Annotated in this window: 16 protein-coding genes; 3 read left to right on the top strand and 13 right to left on the bottom strand. The window is 45.0% G+C overall.

The genetic code is table 11. The annotated features are described in order from the left end of the window. Together IEY46_RS36335 and IEY46_RS10085 are read left to right on the top strand one after the other, a co-directional pair. Window positions 1–205 (top strand): GNAT family N-acetyltransferase (locus IEY46_RS36335; protein ID WP_229750185.1); only part of this gene is annotated, 205 nt, incomplete at its 5' end. Window positions 206–362: 157 nt separating this feature from the next. Then, on the top strand, window positions 363–737 hold the full coding sequence (locus tag IEY46_RS10085; RefSeq protein WP_188991515.1) for an AAA family ATPase: 375 nt from the start codon (window positions 363–365) through the stop codon (window positions 735–737). Between the two features lie 161 nt (window positions 738–898). Here the strand turns inward: IEY46_RS10085 and IEY46_RS10080 are convergent, their stop codons facing one another. The 5 genes from IEY46_RS10080 to IEY46_RS10060 all read right to left on the bottom strand — a co-directional run bounded on the left by IEY46_RS10080 (window position 899) and on the right by IEY46_RS10060 (window position 5714). Further along, entirely contained in the window at window positions 899–1333 is a 435-nt protein-coding gene (locus IEY46_RS10080; RefSeq protein WP_188991513.1) for a GNAT family N-acetyltransferase, read from the bottom strand. A gap of 179 nt (window positions 1334–1512) precedes the next feature. Next, window positions 1513–2367, bottom strand: coding sequence for a copper amine oxidase N-terminal domain-containing protein (locus tag IEY46_RS10075; RefSeq protein ID WP_188991511.1), 855 nt, complete (start codon window positions 2365–2367; stop codon window positions 1513–1515). A 210-nt stretch (window positions 2368–2577) separates the two neighbouring features. Further along, a complete protein-coding gene (locus tag IEY46_RS10070) occupies window positions 2578–2913 on the bottom strand; it encodes a hypothetical protein (RefSeq protein ID WP_188991509.1) in 336 nt (111 codons plus the stop codon). A 569-nt stretch (window positions 2914–3482) separates the two neighbouring features. Further along, a complete protein-coding gene (locus IEY46_RS10065; RefSeq protein ID WP_188991506.1) occupies window positions 3483–4451 on the bottom strand; it encodes an Ldh family oxidoreductase in 969 nt (322 codons plus the stop codon). A gap of 363 nt (window positions 4452–4814) precedes the next feature. Then, window positions 4815–5714 (bottom strand): LysR family transcriptional regulator, encoded by a 900-nt coding sequence (locus IEY46_RS10060; protein ID WP_188991504.1) that lies wholly within the window; start codon window positions 5712–5714, stop codon window positions 4815–4817. Window positions 5715–5832: 118 nt separating this feature from the next. On the opposite strand from IEY46_RS10060, the gene IEY46_RS10055 reads away from it, so the two are divergent. Continuing rightward, complete coding sequence (locus IEY46_RS10055) at window positions 5833–6816, top strand: alpha/beta fold hydrolase (protein ID WP_188991501.1); 984 nt, start codon at window positions 5833–5835, stop codon at window positions 6814–6816. 485 nt (window positions 6817–7301) lie between these two features. Here IEY46_RS10055 and IEY46_RS10050 read toward each other — a convergent pair whose 3' ends face one another. From IEY46_RS10050 to IEY46_RS10015, 8 genes are all read right to left on the bottom strand, one after another. Continuing rightward, complete coding sequence (locus tag IEY46_RS10050) at window positions 7302–7955, bottom strand: alpha/beta hydrolase (RefSeq protein WP_188991500.1); 654 nt, start codon at window positions 7953–7955, stop codon at window positions 7302–7304. A 730-nt stretch (window positions 7956–8685) separates the two neighbouring features. Continuing rightward, window positions 8686–9384, bottom strand: coding sequence for a response regulator transcription factor (locus IEY46_RS10045; protein WP_188991498.1), 699 nt, complete (start codon window positions 9382–9384; stop codon window positions 8686–8688). After that, window positions 9362–10891, bottom strand: a complete 1530-nt coding sequence (locus IEY46_RS10040; RefSeq protein ID WP_188991496.1) for a sensor histidine kinase — start codon at window positions 10889–10891, stop codon at window positions 9362–9364. The genes IEY46_RS10045 and IEY46_RS10040 overlap by 23 nt, the downstream gene beginning before the upstream one ends. Window positions 10892–10905: 14 nt before the next feature. Continuing rightward, window positions 10906–11655, bottom strand: coding sequence for an ABC transporter permease (locus tag IEY46_RS10035; RefSeq protein WP_188991494.1), 750 nt, complete (start codon window positions 11653–11655; stop codon window positions 10906–10908). Then, window positions 11648–12400, bottom strand: a complete 753-nt coding sequence (locus IEY46_RS10030; RefSeq protein WP_188991492.1) for an ABC transporter ATP-binding protein — start codon at window positions 12398–12400, stop codon at window positions 11648–11650. The genes IEY46_RS10035 and IEY46_RS10030 overlap by 8 nt, the downstream gene beginning before the upstream one ends. Window positions 12401–12503: 103 nt before the next feature. After that, window positions 12504–13445, bottom strand: a complete 942-nt coding sequence (locus IEY46_RS10025) for a hypothetical protein (RefSeq protein WP_188991490.1) — start codon at window positions 13443–13445, stop codon at window positions 12504–12506. Between the two features lie 767 nt (window positions 13446–14212). Continuing rightward, entirely contained in the window at window positions 14213–14755 is a 543-nt protein-coding gene (locus IEY46_RS10020; RefSeq protein ID WP_229750184.1) for a hypothetical protein, read from the bottom strand. 399 nt (window positions 14756–15154) lie between these two features. Then, window positions 15155–15694 carry a GNAT family N-acetyltransferase gene (locus IEY46_RS10015; protein ID WP_126999121.1) on the bottom strand — a complete coding sequence of 180 codons (540 nt, stop codon included), beginning with the start codon at window positions 15692–15694 and terminating at the stop codon, window positions 15155–15157. Window positions 15695–16053 lie beyond the last annotated feature (359 nt).

The raw sequence follows: 16053 nt of genomic DNA, 5'->3' as shown, positions 1-16053 counted from the left end.
AGCTGCTATAGCAGTTACAAAGTGGGTTTTTGAATACTACAAAATACCATATTTAATCGGAACTGTTGGGGTGGATAACATTAAATCACAAAAAGTCTTGGAACGAAGCGGTTATCAATTTATCGACTATAGAACATCTTTAATGCAACAACCTGAGGGTAAGCATTCTGACTATAAATATTATAGATTTTACCCTACAGTATAAGCATTAAATGCCAAAGACAGCTAAACAACCGCTATTCGTAATAATCAGATTATCGACCAAAACTAAATACAGATACACTCAATCCCCTAAACGGCAGGCAGTTCACACCGTTTGGGGGATTTTTGTATACAACAAAAACTACAAGGAGTGATTACAAATGCAAGGAATTAAATCATTATCCGTCATAGACGGTAAAAGCCTGTTGGCTCTTGATGTTGAGCCACCAAAGTTTATCATATCACGGTTTCTTCCAGTCGGACTGCATATCCTTTCGGGGAGTGCTAAAATCGGTAAGTCGTGGCTATCATTATGGATATGTCAGCAGGTTTCTAGTGGTGAAAAGGTTTGGGAGTTTGAAACGCTGAAATGTGGTACACTTTACCTTGCTCTGGAAGATACGTTGACCGCTTACACTTTAGGCTCGAGTGCTGATCATCGAGTTAAGACAGCGACCGTGATTCGCCCCGCTTTCTGCCGTACTGCCGCTCATACCGAATTGAACATTGATTGTTTATTCAACTCATGTCTATAATTTTAAGCGTAAACACTACATTTGTATAATCTCCTTTGGGATTTATATATATATCCCAAATGCAGCTTATTCAATTAAACTGCCCGTTAGCGCAATGAGACTGCCGATCTATACCAACAACCTCGTTCTGGTTGCTTATTGAGCTATTGTCTCCCGATAGCTTAATCAGCTTTTGATAAAGATTTTTTGAAATATACAGCGGATTCATCATAGCCAATAGCCTTATAGAAATCGCTTGCTCTTCTTGTGGCAAGTGCAACCAGCTTTGAACCACGCTGGACTGCTTTTTCTTCAATAAGTACCATAAGATTCTTTCCAACACTTTTACCCCTGTAATCTTCTAGTACAAATAATTCCTCAACCCAGCTTATTAAACCATTTGCGTAAAAAGTGGAGTGATGGAAGGCTAATACATATGCAATTATACCTGTTTCAATCTCTGCGACTAATAAGTCCGCATCTTTGTTACTCAAAACATTAAGAAAGGTTCGTTTGAAATCCGTTTTATTCAACTTAAAACTTGTCGAAAGCTTAGCGGATAGATCAAACAATTCTTCTTCATCTTTAGAAATTGCATTTCTATAATTAAGCCTCATTAGACCAACCCCTTCAAACCATTAATAATCTGAGTTTACTCTTTTGGTCATATAATTCCCACTATTTGTTAAGTTGATCTGCCCGTTAGCGTAACGAAAAATGGAGCAGTTGCTGTCGGCAAACTGCTCCAAGTGTGTTGGACTAACGTTTCCCGTTAGTGCAATAAGAAAAAATACTTTTATACGACTGTATTACTTATAATCGTCAGAAAACCATTCTTTGCAGAGGTATCAATTAGCTGATTAATGGATTGTATTGCGGTATCGCTAAACAAATACCACTCATCTTTAAATACGTCATGAATCAAGATCTCTGGGTATCCTGTTAAAAGTTCAGATGGAAAAGAACGAATTAAAGAATAAACATCAAAACGAACTAAGCTGTTACCTTTGTGGTCTACAAAATCATATTGTCTATCTTTATAATAAGACCCAGGTATGTCAAGATTAAGTTTCCAAGAGTAGTTAGCAGGAGCTTCGACCCTTTTACCTTTGTTTTCTACAAAAATATTATAAATTGTTTCGTTATATGCATTCCCATTAATTTGCTGTACTACGCCACCCATGGTCATGTGGTATTCCTGCTGCAATGCATTCACTTTTATACCGTCTATGACTAATAGCTCAGTATCAACGGTTACGATGGAGTTTTTGTGATTGACTGTGCAGCCAAATGCTTCTGAAATAAAGCGAAGTGGAACGATTGTGCGATTATTTTTTATAAATGGTTTTACATCAAGCAGTACCGTTTTACCGTTTATGACTGCTGTACTGCTGTTTAGTTTTAATGTTACTTTTATTTTGCTTTTAGTAAGTGTAATTTCAGAATTTGTCCAATTGACCTTAGCTCCCAAATTTTCACTGATAACACGTAACGGCACCATTACACGATTGTTCTTAATTTCGGGTTTCACATCGGATGCAATAACAAAACCGTCAACTTTTATTTTGATGTTTGTATCTGCTGCATAAGTAGTCGAAGATGTAATGATTAGAATCAATGCAAGGAATACTCCTGAGAAAACCTTTTTCATTTTAAAAGCTCCTTTTATCAAAAGTAAATGTGGTAGCTATTTAGCCCTAACATTTTTTTATTTGAGTACTCCTCTCCAAAAAGGTGATTAATCCTCGGGAAAATCTTCTCGTTGGACAATATTGGAAATCATTATTCACGTAAGTATAGACGCACATCGTTAATAAAAAGTTCCTTTTTTATAAAGTTCAATATTATGCTAACCTGCCCGTTAGCTGAATAAAGGAGTCGGCAGGAGTTTCCAGAAAGGAAGGAATACCCAACCCCCAACATAAACCACCAATAATATGCCAGTAATAATGCCTACTCCCGAGAATAAAGAATAATCAGCCTTTCCTTTAATCCGACCTAAAGAATATCCGATAGCTAAGCTAAGGAAAATAAATGTTAAAGCAACGGTAAATTGACCAATTGTGAAACCCGCTAAGAAACTAAAAATGTAAATACCTAATGCTGAAATCCAATAAAGCTGATGGATACCCTTTATGGCGAAAATAACGGATATAATAGAAACAATAAGAGATACATATGCAATTATTGTAAACATTTTTATTAACCTCGCATTTGCCCATCTATTTTTTACTTTATTGTTGTATTATTCTCCATTTATCCAAACTATCCTACCCGTTAGCCACGCATGCAGCGCAAGCGCTGCACCACAGATTATGAAAATGGTTAGAATCAGTCTATACTGATAGTACGGCTGGCGAAGAAGGTCGATGAGCTATGGTGCCTTAGAGCCCATCCGTTAGTCTGACTCCAACGACCACGGTGCATCACAGATTGTCGCTCCCTTTTGGGAAGCACTCATGGGAGATTAATCCTACTCTGGTTATTGCACCAGCCTAGCCTTTTTTGGATGTTGAAGGAAGTATGTTAGTTTTTCGGTCTGCCTAACTCTATATAAGCACTCATAAGGCTCAGCCTTTTTTATAAAGCGTTTTTCTGGGTTTTCTTTCTTATACTCTTTTACTAGTTTTGAGCTAATTTAATTTTCATGGGAGCTCAATGTTCTAAGCATTTTTATAAATACATCAGTAGAATCGTTCTAGCCTCATCAAGCTCCTGTATTCCCGATTAAATTCGTTTCACGAGAGCGATGAGGGGTAAACTTGTTCACTTGAAACAATACCCCTCAAGGGTCGTAACAAGTAAAGACGGAATGTCTATTTCATCCTTAATATAGCTTCCTCCTGGGATATGAATCCCTTTGGAGGACAATCGTTCAATTTGAGACGCTAATCGTGTGGAGAAACCGGGAGAGAGTAGTTCGGGGTTTAGAGCCACTATAAATAGGCCTACACCAGGCGAGTTTCTCCCTTCATCAAAGGATGGAGCATCAAGCGACCAATTTGCGCCCGTCGTACCTGCGGCGAGTATTTCAACCATGAGAGCTATATTGGCACCACGTGATCCCCCAAAAGCAAGCAAAGCCCCCTTGAGCGCCTCACGTGAATCATTGGTACTTTGCCCCCTCCCATCGATGGCCCAGCCTTCGGGAATTATCTCTCCCCGTTCTGCCGCTTTCCGTATATTGACAAACGCTGTGGCGCTAGAGGCCTGATCAAAAACCAAGGGTGCCCTGTTATCGACAGGCGCGGCAAATGCGAGTGGATTAGTGCCATAGACAGCCTCCTTACTTTGTCCCGCAGCCATTAAAGCAGGTCCATTGCTTGTAGCCAAAGCTACCAATCCTTTATGGGCAAGCCGCCTGACATAATAGCCCAGCTCTCCAGCAGTATAGCTGTTATTTAAGGAAAATACGGTTACGCCATAAGCGCTTGCCCGTGTTTGAAGTTCCTCGAAAGCGCGATCGAAACCAAGTTGGGCGATACCACCCTTGGCATCGGCCTGAATGAGAGTAGGGGTTGGATAGAAAAGCGCTGGCTCTTCTGTACCAGAAATGCGTCCGCATAAAAAGCCTTCCAAATAGTCGGGAAGATGAGCAAATCCAACTGAACTCCGACCTGAACATTCTGCATCGACAGTTGCTTCAGCAAGAGAAATTGCCACCGCCATGCTTGCACCAGCAGCAACACACACGCGAATAGCCAATTCCCTTGCGCTATTAAGATCGTATCGCATTGGCTGTAATCCTGAAACTCGAATGAATTTGTGGCTTTATTATAAAGGGCAATATTGCGAACGGTCTAATCATGGTTTTCTTGTTTCCCTTCAGCATTGCGTCACGCTCCCGGTGAAACTTTCTCTTTGAAACGAGTATACAATTTCTCATAATTATAACATAAGTAAATCTTGGCCTAGTGTTCGAAGAAAATAAAGACTTAGAGTGGAGTTGTTAATTTGGCGCGGTTTTGGTGATGGAGAACCGTCAGCTGTTGAGAAATAAGTATTAGACTGAACTCCGTAAAGACGCAGCCGCAGTCTGAGACTTGTAAATAAAGTCTTAGACTGCGGCTGCTGAAATGATTAAACTATCATTCCCCGTTAACAGGAAATCCTCGATAGGGATTCGCGAGCAACATTGAGAAAAGCAAGGATTGCCGGGGAAATCCATTTTTCTCTATGCCAGGCCATCTGTGTCGCTACTCTAAGCTCTGACATCTCCCAAGGAAGGACAACGAGTTCTCCTCTTTCCAGCTCACCCGATACGGCCAGTTGAGGAAGAAATGCAATTCCAATGCCGGAGATTGCGCATTGTTTTATTGCTTCAGCACTTGAAAATTCCAAATTCATATGTAATCTATCGATTCCTTCCCGAACTAAGGCCTGATCAAAAAAGGTTCTGTACGTACAGCCTTTTTCGTTCAGAAGCAGGAGTTCTCCACGTAAATCTTCCAAATGAATTTCACTTTTTTTCGTTAGGGGATGGTTTGGTTCCGCGTAGAGTCTAAATGGTTCTTCTATTAAGAGCTCAATTAAAAGTCCCGATGAATTCATGGGTTGGTCAAGTATGAACACAACATCATTTCTACCGTCGTATAGACTCTGTTTCAAATCCTCGTTAGGTGTAGGCCTAAAAATAAGTTGAACATCAGGACAACGCTTCCGATAGAGCTGTAGAACTTTAGGAAGACGATAAGCGCAATGCATCTCATTGGCGCCAATCGTGACCGTTCCGGTCATGTCGTGATTATCACTAACGGAAAGACGTGCTTCCTCAATGTTATTAAGCACACGATCAACGTGAAACAAAAACTGCTTACCAGCATCTGTCAACACGACCTGTTTGCCTAAACGATCAAATAGACGAACACCCAATTCTCCCTCTAATGCTTGTATTTGCAGGGTTATATTCGAAGGTACGTAGTTAAGCGCGGCTGCAGCCCGGCTGAAATTAAGAGTTGAGGCAACCATGCGAAAAGTAATCAGTTGACGAAGTTCCAAACATCATTCCCTCCCCTAGGTTTAAAAATACTGAATTAAACATTCAATTTCATTCAATATACTTAACACTATCACTTGGTTAGAATGAAATCAATTCAGTTTTGGGAGGGTTTTTATCATGGACTATGAAATTTTTGAGTTAGGTGATTACACCTTGCAGTCCGGTACAGTGTTAAATAACGCTTTTCTCGCATACAAAACTTATGGGACTTTGAATGCTGAGAAGAACAATGTTATCTTGTATCCAACAGCTCTGGGCGATACCCACCGAAGTAATGAATGGTTGATCGGCGAAGGTATGGCACTGGATCCAAATAAATACTTTATTATTGTTCCAAATCTGCTGGGAAACGGCTTGTCATCATCCCCTAGCAACACAGAAATACCTCCAGATAAGAACTCCTTTCCTCTCATTACCATCTATGATAATGTGCGAATACAGCACCATCTCATGACGTACAAACTAGGGATTAAGAAGATTGCTCTGGTCACAGGCTGGTCATTGGGAGCTATGCAAGCCTTTGAATGGGGAGCCGCTTATCCCAATTTGGTTCAACGGATAGCCCCTTTTAACGGAACAGCCAAGACTTGGCCACACACCTATGCCTTCTTTGAAGGTGTAAAGGCTCCACTGGAGGCTGACGACACGAGCACAAGCTTACGAGCTGTGGGACGTATTTACGCCGGATGGGGATTGTCGCATGCGTTCTATCGTAATGGCTGCTACAAGGAGCTAGGATACCATTCATTAGATGAGTTTATTACTGGTTTCTGGGAACAAAACTTTCTAACTCTTGACCCTAATAACTTATTAGCAATGTTTCGTACAGGGCAACGTGCCGACATCAGTGATAATCCCTTGTACAAGGGTGATTTCAATAAGGCACTCCACAGCATCAAGGCTCAAGCCTGCATCATGCCAGGAGCAACAGATCTCTATTTTACGCACGATGATAGCATGTACGAAGTCGATCATATGCCGAACGCATGCTTGCATCCAATAGACTCCATTTGGGGACATTTTGCTGGAAGGGGTATTCATCAGCCTGATATCTCATTCATTAATGATGCACTAAATAATCTTCTATCCATTAAACAATAAATTCGTAACAAACTACCTTGCTCGAAGTTATTTTTTGACAATTATTTTCCTTTTGAATTGTTATGCCAGTTACTTGATCACAGATACGTTTTATCAGTTAGACTGCCCGTTCAATGCATTGCGGTCAGTCTAACACTTTATTTTCTCTGTCTAATACTTTATTTTTCAGTCTAATTGTTTATTTTTAATGAACACCTAGACAAGCCATCGAAACCTAATTTCGTCATGTTTAACTACTAGCTTCCGCTAAGAGTATCATGAGTTAATGATTGGATTACGTTATTCTGCCCGTTACTTCAATAGAAAAAGAGCAGCTGCCGCAGCAAGCTACTCCACGCTAACGTTTTCCGTTAGCGGAATGATGAAGTAAGATATCGTTCAACTTGTTCTTTATGATGCGAATCATGCAATATAAACAGCAATGTCGTCGGATTAGGCGGGGCGGATGCGAATCAAACCCTCTTAACCCGGGCTCTTTTGATGTTTTATCGTCCAAACGCCCACGCCACCATCAGTGGGAACTCTTCTCGCCACATCACATCGTCGTGTGACGCGACCTGCTCTCTCATTTCCACGTCCGCACCTGCCTCGCGCAGCGCAGCCGCCCATCGGGTTGCGTTATCGAGGAAAAACGGCTCCAGCGTACCGGCGACGAGGTACGCGCGCGGAATCGAACTCGGCATCACGTCAGGTGGTCGGTAACCCCCGCCCGGCGAGGCGCAGAAGATTGCACCGAAGATGTCCGGATGCCGAAGGCCAATGGCGAGCGAGAGCTCTCCACCCGCGGAGACACCGAACACCGCGGTGCGTTCGGTGGTTAGCGTGACTCCGAAACGCGACTGGGCCCATCGGTGAACGTCCTCGACGAAGAACTTCTCGTGTGCCGCGAATCGTTCCGGGCTAAAGCCTGGTGAGTATTCATGGAGCCGCAGCGTCTCATCGGCCAGTCGGTGCACGCCGACGATCATCGTGGACGGTGCGATGGCCTTCTCGAGGACTCCGCCCCACTGCGAGATTAACTGACCGTCACCGGCAAACACGAATGCCTGGGGCGGGTCCGGAGGGACGTACACCGTAACTTGCCGACCACCATCGTACTCGAGCGACTCGGTGACGAGCTTTCCCGCGATGAATGACATTGTCGCTAGCCTCCTCTCAATGATACCTCTCTTAGCCAGGTTTCATAAAACGTCTTATTTACGAACTTCGTAAACACACATACATAAATTTATTCGCGAAGTACCTGAACTATCCTCCCTCTATGGAGAATCACTTTGCTCTTAAATGCTCGCATTTTCTTAGGTTTTTGGCCAAGTGTTCTTCTTAACAGATAACATCTCAATGGAACAAAGTTATAAATGAAGAAATTTATGGGGCTGTTGAAGGCGCAAAAAGTCTCCTCCCAGACCACTCCTTGTAGAAAGTGGATACTCAGGTAAAGTATGGTTGCACCTTTGGATCTCCACATGGCTCATGGCGGTGAACCCTCCCACATCTCACAGAGTCTACGCTCCCACATTCCTTCATTCAACCTGTCCATAAGGTGGAGGTCAGATATGCTGCGAAGGCAGGATCTTCGTCCGTAAGGATAGTACCGTTCCGACTCATCCGTGCTTCTTGTAGCATCACCTGTTTCCAGTGCTATAAACCATCTTGCTTTACTAATGCGGTATCCACCGCCCGTACCTTGGACTCCTCAACATTATCGGAGTTATCAGAACTGTTAGAGCAGCCTCCCAGGATTGCCATAAGACATAATAATAAAGCATATTTTCTCAATGCATCTCCCCATGGTTCTTCGATCTTGATTGAGATCTCTCCGCTTTGTCAAAGAGACCGGGCTGGACTTGCCGGGCTTCAATGCCCGATTCACAAATTAAACCGGTAGCCTACGCCCCAGACGGTCTCGATAAATTGCGGCTTTGACGGATTCTGTTCGATCTTCTCCCTCAGCTTGCTGACATGGACCGTAACGGTAGGCAGGTCCCCCATCGAGTCCAATCCCCATATACGTTCGAACAGCTCCTCCTTGGTGAATACCCGGTTCGGATTCGTCGCCAAATAAAGCAGTAGGTCGTACTCTTTGGTCGTCAGCTGCACTTCCTGCTCCTCCACGAACACTTTCCGCGGCAGCTTGTCGATAAACAGGCTGCGAATCCGGATCTGATCCTTCGGGTTGAGCTGCTGTCCTGCACCGCCGGTCAGCCGCTCGAAGCGGGCCAGATGCGCTTTGACCCGCGCCACAAGCTCGCCGACACTGAAAGGCTTCACAATGTAGTCGTCCGCGCCGAGCCCGAAGCCCCTTATTTTATCAATTTCTTCCCGTTTGGCGGAAACCATCAGGATCGGGACATTCTTCTCCAAACGGATCGCCTTGCAAATTTCGTACCCATCGACGCCCGGAAGCATCAGATCGAGAATGACCAAATCGAAGTGATCGTTCATCGCTTTCTGCAGGCCAATATCGCCGCTTGATGCAATGTCGACAGAATAACCGCTAGTTTCGAGATAATCCTTCTGCACTTCGGAGATGACGGAATCATCTTCAATGACCAGTATTTTTTTCATGGCTCTCTCCCTTGTACCCTTCCGGTGTTTTCAACGTAAACAGAATGGCCGTTCCCTCGCCTGGGACGCTCTGCGCCCATACTCTGCCGCCATGCGCTTCGATAATCTGCTTCACAATGGCAAGGCCAAGCCCGCTGCCGCCTGTGTCGGTGTTTCGGGACGAATCGGTCCGATAGAAACGATCGAAAATATGAGGCAATCCGGCCTCGTCGATGCCTCGTCCGTTGTCTATTATTTTAACCGTAACTTCCTCATCCTGTCGGTTCTCATTCAGCTCGATACGGATTTCTTTCTCGCTCTTATCCATATGCTTCATGCTGTTGCCGGCAATATTGGCGATAACTCTGCCCAGCTTCTCGCGGTCAGCCATAACGGCAACCGATCTGCCGGGAGCATGATCATATACGATTCGAATCCCCTTGTACTGCGGATGAAGCTGGAGCTCCTCCGCGAAAGCCTGCAAATAAGCATTCATATCAGTCTGTTCAAAATGAAACGGCAGCCGCTTCAAATCTAATTTGGAGTAAAGAAATAATTCGTCGATCAAGTTGTCCATGTGGGCCGCCTTCGAATAAATCATATCGATATATTTGGATTGCTTCTCGGGGGTATCGACTATGCCGTCCCTCATTCCCTCGGCACAAGCGGAAATCGCCGTAATGGGCGTCTTCAAGTCATGCGAAATGTTGGAGAGCAGTTCCTTGCGGTTCTCCTCGGCCTGCAGCTGGGCATAAATCGATGCCCTCAGCCTGATTCTCATTTCTTCGAATGCGGCGCTTAATTGGCCAATTTCGTCTTTTCTCACAAGCTTCAGCTCGTTGTCAAGATTGCCGTCCTTGATTTGCTCCGCGGCCTGCTTGAGCTTATACAGCGGTCTGACAATACCCCGGGATACAAAATAGGTCAACAGCCCGTTGGTGAGCCCGATAACCAGAACGACGAAGAGAAAGATAGTAATGAAAAAGATCCGGCCGATACTGGAGAACCAATCTTCTTCCAATATATAAACTATACCGCCGCTGTGGTCGGCAAATTGAAAATCCTTTTTTAACACCGTATAGGCGTTGCCATTAAGCTTTAACTGATTATTATGAAAACCCTGCGATTTATCCGAACGAAATGGCGTGAGCTTGTCGGTGATCTGATCGCCAATTCCCGCTATTGCCGGCGAGATGTAACTCAGTTGCCCGTCCCGCTCGATAACAAGCCGGATATTAAGACTGCTCAACTCCTGCTCCGCCTCGACCAGGAACGCAGAATCGGCAAGTCGTTCCGGCTCGTGCCCGGCGAAGAACGTAATCGCCGAGGCCCATTCCGACCTTTTGTCCATCTTATCTCTGAATTCCTTGACGTTCTTGAATTCGCCGAAAAATTTGTTGAGCGGGGCGATCCCCGTTTGGTTGTTGAAGAACATTGAAACCACAAGCGCAGCGGTCAGCCCAAATACGATAATGGGAACGACAATCATCGCGATATAAGAAAGCAGCAGTTTTTTCCGGATGGACATACGTTACGCTCCCGTTATAGTGATCTTGCCGCGAATCGGTACAAACCGGCGGTATATCCTATTATACTGCACGATCCGAGAAAGACGATTATATTTAACAGCTTAAGCACAGATACATTGCCCGAGGTCCACATCGTATGCCAATCGGTATAAGCGAAGGGCGACCATACGGCAGCTTCCGGAAGAAAGAACGGCAATACCTTTACGGCCGCATACAATACGATGCAGATGACAAGCGTCGTAGTGCTGTTGTTGAACCACTGTGCGACAAGAACCGCGAAGATGGCGATCGTCACCATCGGGAAGATAGCCGCGAAATAAGCGGTCATCCCGTTCCATATACCTATGGCGCTTCCGCTGCCCGGCAGGGACAGTCCGGAGAGAACCGAAGCGACCCAGCCCCCGGCAAGTACGGCTATGGCGATAAAAGCAAGCGCCAGCACTTTGGATGCGAATACCTTTGCTCTGGAGATTGGCCGGACAAGCACGATCTTCAACGTTCGCGAAGCTGCTTCCCCGGAGAACGAATCCGCCGCGGCCATGAACAAGTAGAGCGGCAGCAGTACGGAAGTCAGCAATCCGAGCATAATCAGCGGGAAGTCCGTACCGAGAATGGCCGATATGCCGATATTCCCCTGCATGCCTGCGACGAGCCAGGCGATAAGTACCGGAATCAGTACAATGAACAGCAGAAACCATTTCGTCTTCCGCTGCAGCCACCATTTCTCAATCTCATTGCGCACGTTGGCAGTTAAGCTAAACATGAATGTTCCCTTCCTTCCATTGTTGGATCGATGACAGATAGAACTGTTCCATCGTGGTTCCGTCGGCCAATAATTGCCGGACCCCGCCCTCGCGTATCAGCTGGCCGCCGCATATAATTCCGACACGGGTGCAGATCATTTCCATTTCGCTCATCATGTGGCTGGAAATCAGAAAAGCGATACCCTGCGTTTCAGCGAGACGCAAAATAACATTGCGTACGTCAATGATGCCTTCAATGTCGAGACCGTTCGTCGGTTCGTCCAGAACAATCAGCTTCGGAGAGGATAACAACGCACCTGCGAGTGCAAGCCGCTGCTTCATGCCCAGAGAGTAGCCGCTCACCCGTTCATTGGCGTACGATGCGAGACCCACCCATTCAAGCACTTCGTCGATCCGCTTCTCCGGCAGCCCCCGGTAGAATCTGCCCGCCAGCTTCAGATTGGCGCGACCGCTCATATATTCATAGGAGTCAGCCGTCTCAATGACGCAGCCTACCTGCGCCATTGCCTGCTCGAACCGGTCCGTGATTCCGCAACCGAATAAGCTGACGTTACCCGAATCGGCGGTACATAAACCGGTCATGATCTTCAGCAGTGTCGTCTTCCCGGCCCCGTTGGGACCGAACAGGCCGAATATATCGCCTTTACCGAGGGTGAAGCTAATATCCTTGATCCCCCGGCCGTTCTTGTACGTCTTCGTAACGCGATCTATCTCCGCAATCAACTCATCTGTCTGCACGGTCATTATGAATCACGCTCCTCCATGGTTAGTTGTATGGCCGGACAACGCAGGCGCTCATTCGCACGCTGCCCGCCCGGCCGGGTCTTAATTAAGTTTCAGATGACCGTTATGGATGTCTCTTGCCGTTCCAGCCTTCCGTTTGAATCGTCTCCACTTTCTTGCCGCTCAAATCCACGTTATCCGAAGTCGTGCTGTCAAAAGCCGAGAAATTCGCATCCACCGTTACCGACACTTCGTGAACGTCGCCGGCTTCGTCTTTGCCGCCAACCGAGATTTGCACGGTTTGTTGCTGGATATGATTGTCCTTGCCGATAACGGCGTCCACGTTCACTGCTTCGATCCGGACATCCTGCGTTAATTCCGGAAGCTGAGGTTTCCAATCCCCGCCTAGCAACCGCTTCGCCATCGAAACATCCTGATCGCCTTGCTGTGTTTCGTCGCCGAATTTATCGGCGCTTCCCGCTTGTTTCACGAGCAGCGAGCCAACTGCATTGGCAACTGCAGGAATTTGGCTGCCCGTCAGATGCAAGGAAACTTGTTTGCTTCCGTCCGCCTGCTGATCCACCTCGATCTGCTGCTTCAAATTGCCGACCAGCGCATCGATGACATTTTCGAACTCTTTGGGAGGTCCGCCTTCGCCCTGTCCCTGGCCTTTGAACTTATGACCGAAACGCCTGTCGCCATCCTGCGGTTCGACTACATAGTAGACATCGTCCGTCCCGTTCTTGACAACGACCTGTTTGCCTTGATGGAAGACGTTCAGCGTACGCGGCTCTGTTCCGCCACCGCCGAGCGATACTGAGCCGTTCGCCGCGTTCCGATCTTTGTCCAGCTTCAGATTCGCCTGCGCCTTCACCGTTTCTTGCCCGTTATCGGTAACCGAGATTTGCACATCTGCCGTCACGCTCTTCACATTGGCGTTTGTTTTCAACGCTTCCTTATACACCTCGTAACCCGATGTGCCTGCGCTGACGGAGAAACCGCTGACGAGCATCAACATTGCGCCGGCCACTGCCGGAACGCCTAAGGACAACCATTTTTTCTTCATTTTCTTTCCCTCCTGTTCTTGAAAGCTTCCTCTTCTCTCGAAGCTCCCTGTAAACAGAATAAACGCCAACTCTAAACCGCCCGTAAACCAAGTCTAAAGAAAGTATAAAATCGAATATAGATGTACAAGCGGGGTATTATACGCGATTCGCCAGAATAATATAGCCAGGAGACGGGTTTGTACGGAGAGGCCACGGGTAAATAAAAGTGTGATTACGGAAGGAGGAGAAGCTCTTATGGCAAAATTAATGTGGCCCGGAACGACGAAGCCGAAGTCCAACATTGTCATTCAATTTCCTGACAATCCGGTTTACAACCCCGCCTCCAATCCGGACAATAATGCAATCAAACGCTGACGTTTCATCGATTTCGCCCAGAATTTATACTGTCGCTTTCAGGACGACGAGGTCCCCGCTATGGACACACAGCTTACGTATTATTTGATAAGCCGGGTTATATCATTTACGAATGGGGCGCCCCATACACTACCGCATGTAACAGTCATTACAGAGCGCCTTAAACCCGAAAAAAACCTTACCCGAATAGACGGATAAGGTTTTCCATTATTATTCACCCTTCAACCTTATATATATGTCCTTCCTCTGGAACTCCTTTGTCAGCCCGAATCAACATAGGCATGATCCAAACGAGCTTATTCTCTCGCCGTCCTTTATGTCAACCGTTCTTCGTTAGCTTAGTAACTTCCCTTTACATAAGCTGTAGAGCAATACGAAACGTTTGGACATTGCACTGTACAGATTTCTTTTCTTACATATGCTTTAGAATAAAATCCAGACTCGGTCTTGATGTTAGATATAAATAAATTAAATCGGTTGTTCTGATATAAGCAGCTCCGTTCCATTTATTATCTAAAGGAAAAAGTATGGATGTGAATTGTATTTTTTCTATTTTATCGTTGCCATTATTTATTTGGATGGAAATCGGTTTCGTATAGACATATTCTACGGTGGATTTTTTCATTTCATTGACGTCATTTTCTGAAACTGGAGGATTCCCTCCTGACATCATATCTCCTTGTTCAAACACAATGAAACGGAGTATCTGCTTGAAATATTGCGATTGCTCTATTTTTGTAACGTCTTTTTGTACCTCGTTATAATAAAGACTAATCTTATCCGGAGTCCAATTCTCGGCCATTACATCATTTGGTTTCATGAACCACCCAAATGCAAATCCTAAAGCTGCTACTAATAAGATAATGGGGATTGTTTTATTACTTTTCATGCGTAATTTCACACTCCCTCTCGTTGTTTCACGGCTAAAGCCGTTCTCTAATTTAGGTCCCCCCAAGGTTTTCTCACCCTTGGAGCTACTACGATAAAAATTACCTATTGTTGCATTAAACTGCCCGTTAGCGTAATGAAAAATGGAGCAGCTGCAAGGTGCAGACTGCTCCATGGTGCATTGAACTAACGTTACCCGTTAGCTTAATGCCTGAAGCCAGTTTAGCTTTGGAACTCCGTTTTTGCGGGCATCAGCTTATCGCACTCGGTGCTTCTTTCAACCCTGCTCAGCCACGTATTATAAAATGCTAAAAACTACATCTGTAATGAGAATCCATATCAATCACGGTTAACCATATACGTTCTTGTCTTTTTTCTTGTCGTCTTACAATATCAAAGCATTATTAGTTTTGATTGGACGCAACAAATCGCTTACGGCTGATTGGGAGCCATCGGAAACAAATGCTTATTTTCTGTAGCTTCTGTAATAAAAGTAACTATCATTTTCCATATAAAATTGGTTATCCCCTATAGGCGTTCGTCTTTCAAGCAATTTAAATCCACATTTTTCAGCCAATTTGTTCGAGGGAACATTGGCACAATTAATTGTCAGGATTAAATACTTAACATCAGATACCTCAAAGCACCATTCTGCCAAGGCACTTATCGCTTCTCTGGTATATCCGTTCCTTTGATGTTTTTCCGACATGAAATATCCCAGTTCGATTTCATTTAGCTTCTCTTTAAGCCCCACCCCTATGCTGCCAATCATCTCATCGGTGTTTGGCAAGGCAATCGCGTAGGAGCGGCCAATGGAAATATCCGTATTATCCGATTGCTTTTGATACTGATCAATCAATCCATAATAATCCTTCGGATGTGCGCGTCCGTCAGCCCAATCTGGCATATAACGGTATACAGCCGATTCCCTGGCGATTGAATAAAATCTTTTAGCATCTTTTTTTTCCAAGGTTCTTATAACAACATTTTGAGTTTCTATGCGCATGGCGGATACTCCTCCTAATACAAATTTTGTTCGCTGCTCATTTGTTTACCTATTTAACTTACACACACTTGACAGGGGGGCACATTACATTCGCTAACTGCTTTCGTCTTCAAGTCCCTTCGCCAATTCTTGTTTCAATTCTGCTGGACTCATGTGAAGTAAAGTAAAAGAGCTTTTCATCGTTTAAAAAGTCATCCGCAGTATAGTTAGGCTTGTACTTCAAACAGTTTATCACACACTTTTTTGGAAAGTACGTTTATAACCAAACTATACTCCCTCTATGGAGAAACGTTTTGCTCTTAAATGCTCACGTATTCTTAGAATCTGACCGTAATACGAACGTGCCAGATGAAATTCTT

The organism is Paenibacillus nasutitermitis (assembly GCF_014641075.1).
Lineage (GTDB): Bacteria > Bacillota > Bacilli > Paenibacillales > Paenibacillaceae > Paenibacillus_Z > Paenibacillus_Z nasutitermitis.
This window is presented reverse-complemented; position numbering and strand designations above follow the sequence as displayed.